At 33.3% G+C, this 16,533-nt stretch carries 17 protein-coding genes and 1 pseudogene; 4 read left to right on the top strand and 14 right to left on the bottom strand.

The features are described from left to right. Positions 1–202: 202 nt before the first annotated feature. Together NNH57_RS21450 and NNH57_RS21445 are read left to right on the top strand one after the other, a co-directional pair. Positions 203–2,917 (top strand): putative LPS assembly protein LptD, encoded by a 2,715-nt coding sequence (locus tag NNH57_RS21450; RefSeq protein ID WP_254504238.1) that lies wholly within the window; start codon positions 203–205, stop codon positions 2,915–2,917. Between the two features lie 82 nt (positions 2,918–2,999). Then, on the top strand, positions 3,000–3,380 hold the full coding sequence (locus tag NNH57_RS21445; RefSeq protein ID WP_108807658.1) for a RidA family protein: 381 nt from the start codon (positions 3,000–3,002) through the stop codon (positions 3,378–3,380). Between the two features lie 84 nt (positions 3,381–3,464). Here NNH57_RS21445 and NNH57_RS21440 read toward each other — a convergent pair whose 3' ends face one another. After that, positions 3,465–3,782, bottom strand: coding sequence for a 2Fe-2S iron-sulfur cluster-binding protein (locus NNH57_RS21440; RefSeq protein WP_108807659.1), 318 nt, complete (start codon positions 3,780–3,782; stop codon positions 3,465–3,467). 111 nt (positions 3,783–3,893) lie between these two features. Here NNH57_RS21440 and NNH57_RS21435 point away from each other — a divergent pair, with 111 nt between their 5' ends. Further along, positions 3,894–4,235 carry a cupin domain-containing protein gene (locus NNH57_RS21435; protein ID WP_074406720.1) on the top strand — a complete coding sequence of 114 codons (342 nt, stop codon included), beginning with the start codon at positions 3,894–3,896 and terminating at the stop codon, positions 4,233–4,235. A gap of 104 nt (positions 4,236–4,339) precedes the next feature. Here NNH57_RS21435 and NNH57_RS21430 read toward each other — a convergent pair whose 3' ends face one another. The 8 genes from NNH57_RS21430 to NNH57_RS21395 all read right to left on the bottom strand — a co-directional run bounded on the left by NNH57_RS21430 (position 4,340) and on the right by NNH57_RS21395 (position 10,275). Then, positions 4,340–5,341 (bottom strand): S41 family peptidase, encoded by a 1,002-nt coding sequence (locus tag NNH57_RS21430; RefSeq protein ID WP_074406721.1) that lies wholly within the window; start codon positions 5,339–5,341, stop codon positions 4,340–4,342. Continuing rightward, on the bottom strand, positions 5,341–6,216 hold the full coding sequence (locus tag NNH57_RS21425) for a hypothetical protein (RefSeq protein WP_132065993.1): 876 nt from the start codon (positions 6,214–6,216) through the stop codon (positions 5,341–5,343). Before NNH57_RS21425 ends, NNH57_RS21430 begins: the two co-directional genes overlap by 1 nt. A 387-nt stretch (positions 6,217–6,603) precedes the next feature. Then, complete coding sequence (locus tag NNH57_RS21420; RefSeq protein ID WP_074406723.1) at positions 6,604–6,810, bottom strand: hypothetical protein; 207 nt, start codon at positions 6,808–6,810, stop codon at positions 6,604–6,606. A gap of 632 nt (positions 6,811–7,442) precedes the next feature. After that, the gene (locus tag NNH57_RS21415; protein WP_074406725.1) at positions 7,443–7,931 is read right to left on the bottom strand and encodes a hypothetical protein; all 489 of its coding nucleotides are present in this window, start codon (positions 7,929–7,931) and stop codon (positions 7,443–7,445) included. Positions 7,932–8,135: 204 nt separating this feature from the next. Continuing rightward, complete coding sequence (locus NNH57_RS21410; protein WP_074406726.1) at positions 8,136–8,513, bottom strand: hypothetical protein; 378 nt, start codon at positions 8,511–8,513, stop codon at positions 8,136–8,138. A gap of 43 nt (positions 8,514–8,556) precedes the next feature. After that, a complete protein-coding gene (locus tag NNH57_RS21405; RefSeq protein WP_074406727.1) occupies positions 8,557–9,018 on the bottom strand; it encodes a hypothetical protein in 462 nt (153 codons plus the stop codon). Positions 9,019–9,091: 73 nt separating this feature from the next. After that, a complete protein-coding gene (locus NNH57_RS21400) occupies positions 9,092–9,670 on the bottom strand; it encodes an RDD family protein (protein ID WP_108807662.1) in 579 nt (192 codons plus the stop codon). Positions 9,671–9,786: 116 nt separating this feature from the next. Continuing rightward, positions 9,787–10,275: a helix-turn-helix domain-containing protein gene (locus tag NNH57_RS21395; protein WP_108807663.1), complete on the bottom strand. Its 489-nt coding sequence runs from the start codon at positions 10,273–10,275 to the stop codon at positions 9,787–9,789. 94 nt (positions 10,276–10,369) lie between these two features. On the opposite strand from NNH57_RS21395, the gene NNH57_RS21390 reads away from it, so the two are divergent. Beyond that, complete coding sequence (locus NNH57_RS21390) at positions 10,370–10,600, top strand: helix-turn-helix domain-containing protein (RefSeq protein ID WP_199915409.1); 231 nt, start codon at positions 10,370–10,372, stop codon at positions 10,598–10,600. Here the strand turns inward: NNH57_RS21390 and NNH57_RS21385 are convergent. The 5 genes and pseudogenes from NNH57_RS21385 to NNH57_RS21365 all read right to left on the bottom strand — a co-directional run bounded on the left by NNH57_RS21385 (position 10,597) and on the right by NNH57_RS21365 (position 16,533). Next, entirely contained in the window at positions 10,597–11,046 is a 450-nt protein-coding gene (locus NNH57_RS21385) for a JAB domain-containing protein (protein ID WP_108807664.1), read from the bottom strand. The genes NNH57_RS21390 and NNH57_RS21385 overlap by 4 nt on opposite strands. A gap of 190 nt (positions 11,047–11,236) precedes the next feature. Continuing rightward, complete coding sequence (locus NNH57_RS21380; RefSeq protein ID WP_108807665.1) at positions 11,237–11,665, bottom strand: DUF6896 domain-containing protein; 429 nt, start codon at positions 11,663–11,665, stop codon at positions 11,237–11,239. Between the two features lie 3 nt (positions 11,666–11,668). Then, the gene (locus tag NNH57_RS21375) at positions 11,669–14,410 is read right to left on the bottom strand and encodes an RHS repeat-associated core domain-containing protein (protein WP_254504237.1); all 2,742 of its coding nucleotides are present in this window, start codon (positions 14,408–14,410) and stop codon (positions 11,669–11,671) included. Positions 14,411–14,720: 310 nt separating this feature from the next. Beyond that, positions 14,721–14,831: pseudogene (locus NNH57_RS21370) on the bottom strand (DUF6443 domain-containing protein); the annotation flags it as partial. Positions 14,832–14,907: 76 nt separating this feature from the next. After that, on the bottom strand, positions 14,908–16,533 hold the full coding sequence (locus tag NNH57_RS21365; protein ID WP_254504233.1) for a DUF6443 domain-containing protein: 1,626 nt from the start codon (positions 16,531–16,533) through the stop codon (positions 14,908–14,910).

Genomic DNA, 16,533 nt, shown 5'->3' with positions numbered 1-16,533 from the left:
GTATTTAATATAACAAGTTAAAAATCTAAAGATTGTGATTTATATAATAAACCTATATCTTCTATGTTTATACAGCTTAGAAGGTATGCTTTTGACATAATTTTTTATTTTTTTCTGAATTACAATCTAAGCATAAAAAATATATGTAATTTTGGCACTTCAAAAACTGAGCCATAGTTATACAAAAATAGGATTTAAACCATTGCAAACAACGGTACGTTACATACTTTATTCACTAAGTTTTTCACTGCTTTGTATTTGTCAAATTACAGCACAGGAAATAAACGAAACTAAGGAGGTGCCTATTCCTGCTAATCAGGACACTATAAAACCTCTTGAAATCAATCCAGAGGAATTACTTAATGAAAAAGCTCAGGATACGGTTAAAAAAGACACACTCGCAGAACCACAGCTATTAACAGACAAAGTGGTCTATAAAGCTACTGATTATATGAGATTGAGTCGTAAAGAGAATAAAATGTATCTTTATGATAATGCCGAAATCGTATATGGAGAGATGCAGATTAATGCGGGGTTTATTGTAGTAGACAACAGCAAAAATGAAGTATATGCTTATGGAATTAAAGATTCTCTGGGCGAATATGTACAAACTCCTGTTTTTAAACAAGCACAAAATGTAGTAGAACCAGATTCTATTCGTTTTAATTTTGATACCGAAAAAGCACTGATATACAATTCTAGAACAGAACAGAATGGGTTTAGAATTAAAAATGAGATTTCAAAACGGGAGAATGACTCTGTGATTTACATGAAAAATGTAAAATTCACTACTTCAGAAAATATCGAAGACCCCGAATACTATTTCTATGCTCGTAGAATTAAGTTTGTTCCTAAAAAGAAAATCGTAACGGGACTTGTGAATATGTTTATTGCCGATGTTCCTACACCGTTAGGATTACCCTTTGGGTATTTTCCTTTAACAGAGGATAGGACTTCAGGATTTATTATTCCCAGTCCGGGAGAAGAGAATAATCGTGGGTATTTTCTTCAAAATGGTGGGTATTATTTTGCCATTAGCGATTATGTAGATCTAACTCTTATGGGGGATTATTATACTAATGGTAGTTATAGTTTTGCTGCAGAATCGGCCTATGCCTTACGCTATAAATACAGGGGAAGTCTTAGGTTTAGGTATGAAAATATTCTGCAAAGCGAAAGAGGGTTTCCCGATTTTGCCAAAACCACTACATACAATATCCAATGGACACATAGCCAGGATGCAAAAGCCAATCCAAACTCCAGGTTCTCGGCCTCTGTAAATTTTGGAAGTAGTGACTTTTTTCAGCAATCCACCAACCAGCTTAATACGGGTAATTTCCTGAACAATCAAATTAGTTCTAATATATCCTATTCAAAGACATTTCAGGGAGACCCACAGGTTAATGTTAACCTTGCAGCTACTCATAACTCTAATACCAACACTGGGACTGTAAATTTATCACTTCCTAATATGAATGTAAGTGTATCAAGGGTATTTCCTTTTGCTCCAAAAGTAGGTGCAAAAAAAGGAATCATACAGAATATAAATACACAATATAATTTTAAAGGAGAAAACAGAATACAAACGACCGATGATGATTTATTCTCATCTGATATGTTTAAAGGTGCTAAATTAGGAATGCAACATACCATTCCTTTATCAACAAATTTTAAGCTGTTTAAATATCTTAGTGCTACTGCGGGAACAAATTTTCAGGAAAACTGGGTATTTGAAACGATAAAGCAAAGTTATGACTCTAGTGCTAATGATGGTGCTGGCGAAGTAGTACGGGATACTATAAAAGGTTTTGATGCTTTTCGTACGTATAATTTTTCGACAAGCCTGGGTACCACTATTTATGGTACTTTCAAGTTTAAGAAAGGCAAAAAAATAGAAGCGATTCGCCACACTATGAGACCATCTATTAGCTATAGTATAAATCCCGCATTTAGTGAGTTTTATGATAGCTATACGGTTACCGATGATCCTAATACGACTACTATTGATGAAACAGAAGTTGTAGAATACTCCAGGTTCGAAGGAGGTTATTTTGGAGCACCTAGTAATACATTTTCTAGCAGTATTGGTTTTTCTCTTAGTAACAATGTAGAAATGAAGGTAAAAAGTAAGGACAGCACAGCTACAGAAGCTAAAAAAGTGACTTTATTAAACAACCTTAATTTTAGTACATCTTATAATGTTGCAGGAGATTCTTTAAAGTTAAGTCCGCTATCTATTACCGGTAATATCCCGATAATCCAAAATAAGCTGGATATTAACTTTAATGCACAATTAGACCCTTATGCATTAGATAATAATAATCGTAAAATCGATGTGTGGAATATCAATAATGGAGGTAGCCTTTTTCGTTTAACCAGAGCTAGTGCTAATTTTGGGTATTCATTTTCGAGTAAAGACTTTGAAAAAGGAAAAGTTAATGAAGACCCATTAGATAATCAAAACTTTAGAAATGAAGGTCGGCCTGACAATCTGTTTGGGGGAGTTACCGACTTTGGAGAGACTCGTTCTTTTGATAAAAACAAAAGTAAAGATACCGATAAAGACATAAAAAATTATAATTATAAAATCCCCTGGACATTGCGATTGTCATATAATGTTAATTATAGTAATAGCGCCCGGCAAAATGAAATATCATCGCACTCTATCATGTTTTCTGGTGATGTAGAACTTGCACCGCGATGGTCGGTTGGAGTATCTTCGGGATATGATCTAAAGAATCCCGGATTTACCTATACTAATTTAAGGTTTCAACGGGACCTGGAAAGTTGGGTGATGAATTTTAATTGGATTCCTTTTAGTGAAAGAACATCATGGAACTTCTTTATAGGTATCAAATCATCGATGCTTAGCGATATTAAATGGGACAAAAGACGTGAGCCAGACAGACAACTATAAGTTCTTGGTTTGGAGTCAAGTTTCTGGTTTTCAAATTTTCAGATTAGCAATAAAATTATAAACTAATATTATATCCTATCACATGAAAAAAATCATAACTACGACCAAAGCCCCTGCTCCTATTGGTCCTTATAGTCAGGCTATTTTAACCGGAAATACATTATATACATCAGGTCAGATTGCAATTAATCCAGAAACAGGAGCATTAGTTTTGGATGATATCACTACTGAAGCCAAACTGGTTATGCAAAATCTAAAAGCTGTGTTGGATGAAGCAGGAATGACATTCGAAAATGTGATTAAAACCACTATTTTTTTAAGTGACATGAATAATTTTGCTGAAGTAAATGCTGTATATGGCAGTTATTTTAATGAAGCCACTGCACCTGCAAGAGAAACTGTAGCGGTATTAACGCTACCAAAATCTGTGAATGTAGAAATCTCTGTAATTGCTGTAAAGTAATCTATAGCGGTATTGTTAGTTCGAAGCTTGTTGTGGTTTTTTTGGCGATTAATCGTATAATACTTCAACAAGCTTTGTTAGCAATCAATCTCCTCCTATAATCTCGATTTGCATCGTATCGATATGTTCGTCCAAAAGAATTTGACAGGCCAATCTGCTGTTGGGATAATAGTCTAATTGATTTTTTAGTATATTCTCTTCTAGTCCTTCAAAAAATTGCATTGAAGTATTAGATGAATGTACCCGAATATGACAGGTACCACATAGCCCTCTGCCTTTACAATCTCCTATTTCATCATGTAGCCTGTTGACTAATAATTCCATAAGGTTGCGATACTCAAATTTTTTAAACTCTAAAACATGAGCATATCCAATAGTATCTATGACATTTATCGTATACATTACATCTAATTATGCCTGCAAATTACGATTAGGAGTTTACTTTACCTTATGATTTAACTCATAAAACAAGCAGAAGAATATAGTTAGTTTTGCTGTATAAAAACAATTACTATGCAATTAACCTCATTACTCAAGGATCTTACCTACGGAGATACAAAACCAGTCATCACCAAATTAATAGAAAATGATGCTACCAAAGAAATTAGAATCGTTTTTAAAAAAGGACAGGAAATGAAAAGTCATAAGACCCCATTCCCAATTACTGTGTCTATTTTTGAAGGTGAGATTAATTTTGGAGTCGACACTACCGATCATATTCTTAAAAAAGGAGATCTTATTTCTCTGGAGCCTAGCATCATTCATAATTTAATCGCAGTAGAAGATAGTATAGTTCGACTTTCGCTCTCTAAGAATGATTCTGTAGAAAGAGTACAAAAAGTAACCGAGCAATAAACCACATATAAAAGTAAAAACAGTCACTACAATGTGACTGTTTTTTTCTTTTACTATGTTTCATGGATTACGAATACGAACTGAAATAGTATTAAAATAATGCCTTATTGCAGTTCTAAAATTGCACGCTCCAGGACTTCATCTTTTGTCAAATCACTCCAATCTACCAAGGCTTCAATATCTGGTGGAACTCCATTTTCGTAATCAGGGCTCTTATCTAATGTTAATGCTTGTGTAATAGAGAACCTGTAGGTCCAACCATTAGGTAATTGTCCGCCATTAGGTAGGCCAAGCCCCCCGCCTGTAGTATCCCCAATAAGTGTAATATTTGGAAGCGCTTTGGTCGCAAGTGAGAAAAATGAACCTGCACTATATGTTCCCCGATCTACTAATACAACAATTTTATTTTTATAACGTATTCCACTATACGGAGAGACATATACCGGTTCTGCTTCAGAAAAATCATTTCGCCCCGGGCCACTTTTTATTCTAGAATAGTTAACCAGCGTTTTACGCTCTACAAAACGGCTTAAAATTGCAAAAATATCGGTTACAGCTCCGCCTCCGTTTTCTCGTAAATCTAAGATTAATCCTTTTGTATTTTTATATCTGTTTAGAACAAAATTCAGGTTATCGCCATCTACAGTACCTGGAAAAGAAGGAAAACGTACATATCCTATTTCTTTATTATCAAGAAAATTATGCAAAAATGGTCCTGTAATGTAATAGTCCCGATTTAAATAGTGATCTTCGATGATACGCCAATCAAAATTATCCTGTCCCAAGTAATCTACTCTAAACGTAGAGATATTAAAATTGGATATTAGATTGGTATGATCATCTCTTAGTTCTGTTAACATTCCTCCCAATACTTTAAATAGGGAATCTTGACTCATTCCATCATAAATTTTGGCAGAATATTCGGATTTTACAACATCCCAATCAATATTTTTCACATCAAAATAGGAATATTTCTCATTGCATTCGTTCCATAGATATTCAAAATTATCTTTTGGATTTGTAGAGGCCAGGTCGTTTTCAAAAAGTGCTTTCTCACAAGAGATAAGAGATAGACTTATTATTACTATACTATATAACTTTCTCATTACTTATTATTGGTATTAAATAGAAAAGTGAGTTTTAAAAGATGGGCAGACATTTCGAATTTATCAAAATCCCCTCCGGTTTTATAGGCATCCCATACATACGAAAATCGTAATGCATTTTTGTTCTTAAGGGAAATTGTATAGTCTAAAGAACTATTTACCCTAAACCCAGAAAACATATCGAACTCATACTCATCAAATATATTTGCTTCGTTTAACAAACCTGATTGCCCATTATACACATATCCATTTCTAAACGAGCTATTGACCAATCCAACATTTAGTCTAAATGCTAAATTTCTTGTTCTTTTCTTTAGTTTATATTTAATAAATAAGAACTTTTTACTCTTTTCTTCTTTACGGCTTATATCTTTTTCGATTTTAACAGAGCCAAAAAGAGTTGGAATAATTTCTACTCCTACTCCGTTATTACCAAATCCTTCATTGGTTCTAAAATTAGTAGTGGTATTAAATAATCCACCGACTTTTACATTTAACTTAGGAGAACTAAGCATGTTTAACCGGTATAACCTAGAATAGTACAAGGATACACTATGAAGCTTACTACTTTGGAAATGCCTGTTAAAGTTATTGTGGAACTGCCCAAAAAAATAGGATGCTCCAATTTCGGATTCTCTTTCTATATCAGCTTTGATATATGATAGCGCTATGTTTTTTGGTGTGCCTTTATAAAAAAGTGGAGAGGTTGCAAAATCTCTAAAAGATGATTTCCCTAGTCCTACTGTAAACCCTATATAAGCAGGTCTGTTTTTTCTTTTTTCTTTCTTAGAAAGCTCTGGGTTTTCTGTTTGCGAAATACCTGCTACCGATATAAACAGTAACAGCATAATGACAATTCTATTTTTTCTTATCATTTAGGCGTTAGTTTTAATTTGTTATGATGTAATGATATGAATGTATGTTGTTCATCTAATGACAACCGAAAAAACAATAGGTTGCATCTTTTTCTAAATCTTTAATGAATTTAATGTGATTTCTATCGTAAATCCGAGCCATCAGGTTTATTAGTAATTTACTATAACAAAAAAAACAGCCACATTATAAGTAACCGTTTTGATATTACTTATACTTCACGGATTGCAACCTTAAATCCGCGCCATCGGGATATTGGCTTACAATGATCGTTTTTTTGTATGCTAATTAGGTAGTTCACTTTTATACATCAAAAAACAGTTACATTACTGTAACTGTTTTATATTTTGTTATGTTTCACGGATTACAAATCCGCATCATCGAGTTCATTAAACACAAACACCTGAGGCCATATTAGGGACACCAATAACAGGTATAAGCCTGGTACATTTTTTTCCTGAACAGCATTTAATCATAAGATGTAGACTAACAAGACATTTATTTGGTGAACACAAATCTGCTTTTCCTCCATTAATTAGTTTTTGTTCTTTTTTTTTAAGGATAATTGCTTTAGAAATATCTAGGATTTTTTTCATTTTTCTATATTTAAATTTGGTTAATAATCCAAAAATAAAAATTTAACAAACAATATTACAGACAATTATATATTTTTATAGACTTAATATTTTAACATATACCCGATGGTCTGGGTTTGTATCTTAAATCCGCGCCATCGAGGTCAATGCTGTGGATTTATCAATATTTATTTCTTACTCAGAACCTTGCGAAATTGCAAACTATCGCAGAGCATCACTCTTCTATGAGCGCAAGTCTACTAAGCTACTATTACTAGTTCATTGTTGAGCAAAGTATAAAGAGTATGTCATAGCTAACAATTACAATAAAAAGCACCCATATTGTTCTTTTTCCTAAAAGTATTGGTGTTAAAATAAAAGCTGCTAAAAACAATAACAATGAACCTAAATTACTTTTTATAAAAGATGGTAAAACATCACATTCTATATTTTTAGGTTTGAAAAAAAAATAATTTATAAACAAAATAAGAAGAAATAAAATTGTTCTCCATTTTTTCTCTCTTAAAAAGGATTTCTTATTCATATGGTCTAAAACTTCCTATTAATTTTTTTGGTAATCAAACTTTATAATACTTTTTCTCAAAGGCATCAGTTTGACCCATTACCAGTTTGACTTATTACCGACACTACCTTCAATCTACTCTTATTAAATACCAATCATTATTATATACCTTAATAACATCGGTTAGTTCAAAATTTAATTCATCATTTTTTAAGTCTTCATCTTTTATGCCGTGCGATTTTTCAAATAACAACGATTTGTATGAGGAGAAATAATTTTCATAATAGAAAACAGCGTTATTTTCTCCTAGTTTCATTTTCATTCCTAAAAATGGATTGTTAAAATCCTTTACTTGTTTCCCTTTATTGATTTCGATAACTGTATAATTGCAAATGTTTTGAATTTGATTACCTAATACTATTTGAAATAAAACTACTCCTAAGCTAATATAAGTAATTCTTTTTCTGATCTTAAAAGCAAAAATTGTTAGTGCGAATATTGCTATAATTGATAAATAGAAAGAGTTATTAACAAAAAAATCGTTTAATGATTCATTAAAATTTAATGGAAAATACCTAAGAAAGGGTAGAATTATAATTATTATAACTATTTTTTTCATAATTAATTTGTCTTTTTTGGTGCGTTTTCAAATTGACGTTTCATTTTTTCAATGAATCTGTTAAATGCTTGAATTCTTTCTTTTTCTTTTCCGGATCTTTTATCATAATGTTCTTTATAGTACCTTTCTCAATTTATCTCCTTTTAAATCATAACCTAAAACACTATTCTTAGGTTCTTCACCCGATGGCGCGGATTTGACTTATTATCGTTTTAATAATTCTGCTAATAGAGGTAAAACTTCATTTAGTTTTTTAGTTTTATATATTTTATTTACTCCATAACCTAAACCTGCCCACAAATATGATTCAATAGATTTTTTTTCTTCTAACGATAGGTTTTCAATTGCTCTTAAATATTCCTGCTCTCCAATCTTTTCGATTAAACGAATTAAAACATAACCATGCTCATATCCTCCTGCATCCGAAATTTTATAAGTTGAAATTTTAATTATTGCTTCTTTATCTAATTTAATTGCTTTATCTAGTGTATCACAATATGAATCATCTATTTGTCTATTTAAAAGTTCTGGAATCTCTATTCCTTGAATTTCATTACAATTATTACAACTTATAATCGTCATAGAAATAATTATAATCATTACAAAAAAATTATATTTCCGCATTTTAATTACTCTTTTTTTGTTTTGAGATTTTTAATATACTCGGGATTGATGCAAAAACTGCACTTATACTCAGAATTATTCCGTAATTAATTGCATTATGATGCATACTAAGTATTCCATCATCACAAGTCGTGCATGCTATTATTTTGAAATTGGCATTAATTGCACAAATGATGACCAATGTGATGGTAAATATTCCTATCCATATCAACACATTTTTTAGTATCAACTTAAAATTCAATGTTAGATTAGCCATACCTAACACTACTATTGCAATTGTAAAACTTATGTAATATATAGTACTCAAAAAAAGATAAAAACCTTTTCCAAAATATTGAATCCTATCATTAGTTGTTAGTTGAAACAATAACTGAATCTGGTTTCTAAAAAATGAAGTCAAAAAAAGAGCAATCACCATACCTAGTAAAGAAAAAACGATCCCAAAACCTATTTTTTTAATCATAACAACGAATAATTTATTAGTATCATTTCACCTATTTTTATCTAACCCTATTTAAATAATCAAAGTCGTTTATTTATACTTCTATTACTTTTGTTTTAGACAGTGTATCATGCCAGCCCGAACCGTCACCCAAAAACGAAAACGCATTAAAAGGAATATGCCTGCATAGACTACGTACTAATATAGTTTGCATGTCAGGGTTATTTCCATACTCATCAACTACTTTTGTTCCTGTAATCAACTTACCAATCGTTCTACCTGTGGTTATTTCAAAAAAAGAATAATAAATCATTCCTAATATAAAACCTAACCCGTAGTCTATAATTCGGCTATCTGTTTCTAAAATCGATAACATAGACGGAAAAATAAAGGCTACGACAATACCAAACACAAAACCAAATACCAAAATACATATAGAATCCAGGATATAGTTGGTAAATCTTTTTCCCTGGCTCGCTTCTTTACCCACTACTGTTCTTGTTATCGTAAGTTGCTTTTCTTTTTCTGCCAGTATCGGGTCTTCTTCAAATGTAGTGCAGGTATCTTCAAAATTTGCAATTGCATCGGTTAATCTGCAAACTATCCCTTGTTTTGAGTCAAATTTTTGATTTGTACAGATTTTACAAAATTGTAAATATTCTTGTCTGGTCATAACGGTATCTAATTATTGTTTGATGCTACAATAATACGTCCCGCCAGTTTCATTTTTCGGAACTGATAAATTTTTAACCTATTAAAAATGATTACTGGTGGCTCTACATGCAAATATTACCGTAAACTTTGCCTATATGTCGTTGGTGTAACCCCTGTATGTTTTTTAAAAACGTTATAAAATGTACTTACATGACTAAATCCTACCTCATACCCAATCGCAGAGATTTTATATTTATCAAAATCTGGATTGCCTAGTAATGTTTTGGCTTCTTTTACCCGGTATGTATTAATAAAATCTGTAAACCTTTGTTGTGACACCTGGTTTATTACCGCAGAAAGTGTAGTTCTGTTTGTTTTTAGTTTTTTGGCTAATATATCCAGGGTTAGTTTTTGTTTTCTGTAGATCTGTTCTTTCTCAATTAGATCTTTACACCTCTTAAATACCGGATGATCCTCTGTATACTCATCTACTGTAGTAGAATTTAGTTTTTTATATCCATCCTGAAATGAAATTTCATCCAGCAGTATTGCTTTTACCAGCTTATACCTATATACTCTCCCCTCCCAATAGAATGTATTAATATTAGCGTCTTCATTTTTCATTTTCGTTTAAATTTCTTCAAATATAAATTTTAAATTTATAAAATAGCGCATATATGCGTTGTTTTTATTTTGAAGGTTTACGCAATTTTAGCCTGTGAAGGTTAAAGATCATAATTATATCATTGCTTTTGGAAAGCATTTACGAAGTTTGAGAAAGAAGAATAAGCTTTCTCAAGAACGCCTAGCTAATGATGCTGATATTCCCATTAGTCAGGTAGGAAGAATAGAAAGAGGAGAAGTAAATACTACTCTATCTACAATGAGAGCTCTATCTAAAGCCCTGAAAATTCATATTACTGAGTTGTTTGATTTTGATAACGATTAAAACTTGCAATGATCTACCAAACTATAAAATCCATCTTTTGTGATAATCAAATGATCTAGTAAATTAATATCTAATAGGTTACCTGATTCTTTAATTTTCTTAGTTAGTCTAATATCTGAATCACTTGGTATTAGAGTGCCAGAGGGATGATTATGAGCTATAATAACATCACTAGCACATACTTTTAAAGCTGTAGCAAATAATAGCTTTACATCTACATAAGTACCACTAATCCCTCCTTTTGATAGATTTTGTACTCCTAATACTTCGTTTGTGTTATTTAAGAGTAGAATCTTAAATTCTTCTTGTAGTCCTATAGTTTTCTGATCCCAAGAATTAATAAATACATTGTAAGCATCTGTAGAACTCTTAATTTTTATTCTGTGTTTTTTAGCAATATGAGATGAGTAGCTAATCTGTATCTCAGAAATGTTGTTTGTTCGCATAGATTTGGTTTTAATAGGGGTTGTATTGTTCTTTTTCTCCCTTCTGGCAGACTAGAAAACTGTTTTCTTAGCTCACTTTTATGCATAAAAAAAAGAGTTGTAGAAATACAACTCTTTTTTACTTATAATTTGGTAATCAAATTTTAGAATGCTTTTTCTCAAAAGCACCAGTTTGACCCATTACCACGGATTACAAATCTGCGCTATCGGGGCCTATTACCGAGCTCGGTATAACTTCATAAACTCCCGTCTCAATCCCATCTATAATTAACTTAGATATTTTCTTTTCATTTACAAGAAATAACAAACCTAATTCTAGATCATGTCTATTTATAATATTTAAATCTGGGTGGCTTTCTATAAATTTTGAAAATTTCCATGGTGAGAATTTAATATCACGACCATTTAACGGTGCTATATCATATTCACAAATAATATCATTCTTTATTACCTCACATCCTGCTCCATGAAATTTATATTGATAATCCTTAACTTTTCCAGATTTAGGAAAATCTTTACCAGATCTATTCCAAATATTACCATTAATATCGAACTCACTAGTAAGTGAATTTTCAAACTCTCTTATAAAATCTACATACTTTTTTAATTCTTCTACCATAATTTAATCAAATAACCCTCTATGAATATCATCTACCTTACTTTTAAATAATTGATATGCTTTATCATAAGGCAACTCTATAACCTCTAATGATGAATTTAATTTTTTAGCAGCTGACACTCTGTGATGTCCATCTAAAATATATTTTTGTCCCCTATATAAATATGTAAAGATAGGTTCATTATAAAGCCACGGATCTCCATTTTGCATTGCTCTCATTATATCATTCACTTTATCAAAAGCCTGTGCTCCCAATTCAGTACTTCTTAAGCCACCTAATGCCTTGGAAGAGTACACAGTAGATACAACTTTTGAAAAACCTCTAGGAGCAGCTCCAACTGCTCTTGTTATATTTACAGCGTTTTTTACTCTAATTGCTCGATAAATCCAAGCACTTCCCTGCAATACTTTAACAACAGCCCATTCTCCAACAACAAATAAAATTAGTTCTCCCGCAGCATCAGCTTTTTCTCTTTCATTTTGAGCAATATCAGCCTCTGTAGGGTTATATGGGTCGTTTCCATTTAAAAACGCTGTTCTAGATGCACCATTGTATGCCATCCCATAAAACTCTCCAGCATTCATGTCCTTTACATCCTTCTTTTGGCTTTTCTTTTTCTTCTTCTTCTTGGGATCAGTTCCTCCAGAATCACCATATTGATTCCTTAAATTAAGAAATTCAACTTTAGCATTTTCACCAGTATATGTTGTTCCATTCTCAGTTTGTTCAACACTTGCGCCAGAAGGATCAGCCCAAAAAACTGGATTTCCATCAAAAGCACTATAAGTAGACTGCCAATGATGCGTAATAGGGTCAATCGAAGTCCAACGAGCTATTGCAGGATCGTATTGACGCAGTGGCATTTCGTAAAGATCAAGACCTAAACTTTGCTCGTGCTCAATACCATTAAATTTATATGGATGTTCCCTACCAGTAATGGTGTTGTTATACCCTTTATGTTGTAGTCCAAAGGGATAATAATTTTTCTCTTCAATAATCTCACTTTGCGTTATAGTACCATTCTTATCAGCATCTTTATAGGATAGCCTAATGTTACCTAAATGATCCTTAAACTGATATACATATTTATATCCATCTGCTTCATGTTCTACAATACCTTCTGCATGATTAAAAAATTCTAACGTACCATTCTTATACACATAATTACCAGCATACTCTGTTGTTGATGAACTTCCCTCTGTGGTAATCTTTTTTAGTTTTACCCCAGTGGCATCGTAAATATAGGTAATATTTCCGGTATGAGAAGCATTATTTACAGTTACTGTTTTGGGGAGATTTAAATGATTATAGGTGATCCCTGTAATCCCCTTGTTTTGATCTATAGTCATGTTGCCATTGGGATCATAAGTATAATCATCATTGGTATTGGTACCATCTTCAAACCCACTGGCCCCATCAATTTGTTCTTCTACAGTTAAGAGTTTATTTCCAGAATCATAAGTATAGGATAGGTAATCTAAGGCTACACTTTGATTAAGGCTTCCTTTTTTATGTCTTTTTAGTGATTTTAGGTTACCGTTCTTATCATAGGTAATCCCAAAAACCCTAAACCAATCCTGCTCGCTATTATCCTGACTATTATAATTTGCATCGGTAATTCGATTTAAAGCATCATAACTGTATTTGTAATGTCGCTCTACGTTATCATTGGCAGTTTTCCATGTAGTTTCAGAGATATTACCATTAAACAATGCCGTAGCTCCATGTTGCGGTGTATTATAATTAATTTTAAAAGCAAAAAGCTTGTTGCCAAGAGTAGTATTAGGATCATTGATTTTGGTAAGCCAACCTCGTACATTATAGGTATAATCCACCTCTTGTAATCCTCCTCCTGTTTTCTTACGTTCTAATTGCCCTAAGGCATCATAGGTATTTTCAACAATAGTTTCAACTGCTTGAGTATTGATCTTTTGGGTTTGTATCAACAGCCTACCCATATCATCATAGGTAAATGTATCTATGGTAACAATTTCAGCATTATTACCTTTCTTGTGTCTAGTAGTAGTTTCTTCTACCTTACCTATAAAATCCAACTTGGTTTCTATAACGTCTGTAGTGTTTAAATATTCATTTTTACTAGCGATATATATAGGCCTTGCTTTATTGTCATACCTGGTAACCGTAGTAATCCAGTCATTGGTGTCTAGTACCCGTACTTTACTTCCTGTGGGTAGAGATTTTGTATGGTTAAGAACAGTCTCACCATATACGGTACCGGGATTGGTTAGTCCTGCAAGATCAAAAGTATAATCATCGTAATAATTGATGGTAAACACCTTATAGATACTTGTTGGATATGCATCTTTAGAATAATAAACAGTTGTACCACCAATAGTAATAGGAGAATCTAGTTTAGACTCATACTGTGGAGTTGTAGCATTATTCACGTTATTCTGAATAACCTTTCTATTAGCTCCGTTTATAACGGTTCCTGTATACACCACTCTACCAAAGCCATCGTATTTAGTAAACAACCATTGATCCCACGCCTTACCTGTCATTGCTTTTCTTAAACTGGCATCTTGAGTAAGAATAGGTTGGTCTAGTTTATTATACACAATATACTCCCAATCCTTACCAGGGATCTTCTTTTCGATAAGCCTATTACGATTATCATATTTGTATTGATAACACAATTCAGATAACTCACTCTCTGATACACCGTCATTTGTAGTTACTTTAGGAGGGATTACATAGGTTAAATTCCCAAATCTATCATACACATAATAGGTGTCATGCGCCTCGACTACGCTCGGCGCCCCAACAGCATACGGTTCTTTTTAAGATCACTCTACCTTGTTTATCCTTGTACTCTTTGGTCGTATGGATTATTGACCATCTGTCGCAGTCCAGTTCTCATCTTTGGTGATGGTAACATACAACTGATTGGCAGGGTAAAAACCATCTTGTACTAAGGCTGGGGTTTCTGTATCACCATGGGTTGGCAAAATTTACCTTAAAAGTAACCACTTCATTAGCCGATATTGGTATCCCAATTAAATTTAATCGTATGATCTGTAGTCACTATCTTTATTAGCCTTTCCAATCCTTACCCGGAGCTCCCTGTTCTACTACTCTGTTAAGAGGAGAAGCTTCAAACACACTTTCTGAATAGGCATTAAAATCCTTCATGATCCTTTTGCTACTCCGATAAAATCATCAGGCGTACTTAGTTTCATAATACTGGTTAATATCGTTAACAATATCAACATCTTTATAACTACCCACAGCTAGTATTCGACTCAAAAGGCAGGTATTGTTTGTCTTGCCTGCCATACTCATCATACCCGATGTGAGTTACAATATCCTTACCATCGGGTGAAGCTTTGATCGCTATTTGTTGTTTTGTTCTACCCAATCCATCAAAATAGGTGACACTCTCTATCACATCTTTATTATAATGTATCTGGTCTGGTGAGGTCATTGGCTTTTGATACACCCGGGTAAACACATAATTCTCATTAGAGAGATGAAGCTGATGAGGAATAAAAATACAGCCTTGTTGGGGTCCTGATTTTTCTGGACATTGATCATTATTATTCAATACATACCCCGCAGGTTGGATACACTGTTGTTTTAAAACATTAGGGTCTCCAAAACCATCACCATCGGTATCTGCATACCAAACCGTATTAGGGTGGATGGCAGCACTACCATCATCACAATCTCCCAGTGGTTTTACCGTTAAACTATAGCCGCTACCTGGGTGAGCACATTGGGTTTTGGTCGTACTGGCAAAACCATCGCCATCACTATTCTTATACCAAACTGTATTAGGATGAATCGCTGCATTACTATCATCACAATCCCCCAATGGTTTTACCGTTAAGCTATAACCAGCTCCAGGATTACTACATTGTACCTTAGAGGTACTGGCAAAACCATCCCCATCACTATTCTTATACCAAACTGTATTAGGATGGATAGCAGCATCACTATCATCACAATCCCCCAGAGGTAATTCTTCATAAGTATACTCTGCTCCCGGATTGGTACATTGCACCTTAGAGGTACTGGCAAAGCCATCACCATCACTATTCTTATACCAAACGGTTTCGGGGTGGATATTAATGTTATTATCATTACAATCTCCTACCTTTTGTGTATAACCGGTTGGTTGGCTACATTGTCTCTTTACCGCTCCCAAATCAGAGGCCGTTCCCCAGCCATCACTATCACCATCAGGATACCAAATCGTATTGGGGTTTAAACTACTATCGCCATCATGACAATCGGTAACCGGAAGCACACTAAGGGTATATCCTGCTCCGGGGTTGCTACATTGCTTTTTTGTTGCAATCGCAAAACCATCACCATCACTATCCTTATACCATACTGTATTAGGATGTATGGCACTGCTGCCATCATTACAATCACTACTATTGGTTACATATCCAGAGGGTTGTACACTGCGATAGGTGCTTATACCAGGATGACCATATCCATCGCCATCGCCATCTCTATAAAAATGTCGAGGTGCAATATTGGTAATCAAACTGGTACTGTCATCACGATCACTATTATTGGTCACATAACCTGAAGGCTGTACACTACGATAGGTTACTATATTGGGATTACCCCAACCATCTCCATCGGCATCTCTATAAAAGTTCTTAGGTGGGATATTGGTAATCCATTGATTATTGTCATTAATATCTCCGTATTTAGAAACATATCCACTGGGAATAGTAAGCTGACAGGTTTTGTTGTTATAATCTCCCCAACCATCACCATCGGCATCACGGTAAGAAGTAATACCACAATCTCCTAATTGAGAGAACATCATTGTACTGCTCATCATTAGGACAAGCAAAATTATATACTGTTGTATCTTAGTATTTCTCAT

The organism is Aquimarina spinulae (genome assembly GCF_943373825.1).
GTDB classification, from domain to species: Bacteria; Bacteroidota; Bacteroidia; order Flavobacteriales; family Flavobacteriaceae; genus Aquimarina; species Aquimarina spinulae.
Note: the sequence above shows the minus strand (reverse complement) of the source record. Positions and strands in the feature narration are given on the sequence as shown.

Excerpts from the sequence above, each read along its gene's own strand:
- NNH57_RS21430 (WP_074406721.1), bottom strand. The coding sequence starts at position 5,341 with ATGAGAAAGTTATATAGTATAGTAATAATAAGTCTATCTCTTATCTCT.
- NNH57_RS21445 (WP_108807658.1), top strand. The coding sequence starts at position 3,000 with ATGAAAAAAATCATAACTACGACCAAAGCCCCTGCTCCTATTGGTCCT.
- NNH57_RS21385 (WP_108807664.1), bottom strand. The coding sequence starts at position 11,046 with ATGCGAACAAACAACATTTCTGAGATACAGATTAGCTACTCATCTCAT.
- NNH57_RS21420 (WP_074406723.1), bottom strand. The coding sequence starts at position 6,810 with ATGAAAAAAATCCTAGATATTTCTAAAGCAATTATCCTTAAAAAAAAA.
- NNH57_RS21365 (WP_254504233.1), bottom strand. The coding sequence starts at position 16,533 with ATGAGAAATACTAAGATACAACAGTATATAATTTTGCTTGTCCTAATG.
- NNH57_RS21440 (WP_108807659.1), bottom strand. The coding sequence starts at position 3,782 with ATGTATACGATAAATGTCATAGATACTATTGGATATGCTCATGTTTTA.
- NNH57_RS21405 (WP_074406727.1), bottom strand. The coding sequence starts at position 9,018 with ATGATTAAAAAAATAGGTTTTGGGATCGTTTTTTCTTTACTAGGTATG.
- NNH57_RS21380 (WP_108807665.1), bottom strand. The coding sequence starts at position 11,665 with ATGGTAGAAGAATTAAAAAAGTATGTAGATTTTATAAGAGAGTTTGAA.
- NNH57_RS21425 (WP_132065993.1), bottom strand. The coding sequence starts at position 6,216 with ATGATAAGAAAAAATAGAATTGTCATTATGCTGTTACTGTTTATATCG.
- NNH57_RS21395 (WP_108807663.1), bottom strand. The coding sequence starts at position 10,275 with ATGAAAAATGAAGACGCTAATATTAATACATTCTATTGGGAGGGGAGA.
- NNH57_RS21400 (WP_108807662.1), bottom strand. The coding sequence starts at position 9,670 with ATGACCAGACAAGAATATTTACAATTTTGTAAAATCTGTACAAATCAA.
- NNH57_RS21410 (WP_074406726.1), bottom strand. The coding sequence starts at position 8,513 with ATGACGATTATAAGTTGTAATAATTGTAATGAAATTCAAGGAATAGAG.
- NNH57_RS21435 (WP_074406720.1), top strand. The coding sequence starts at position 3,894 with ATGCAATTAACCTCATTACTCAAGGATCTTACCTACGGAGATACAAAA.
- NNH57_RS21415 (WP_074406725.1), bottom strand. The coding sequence starts at position 7,931 with ATGAAAAAAATAGTTATAATAATTATAATTCTACCCTTTCTTAGGTAT.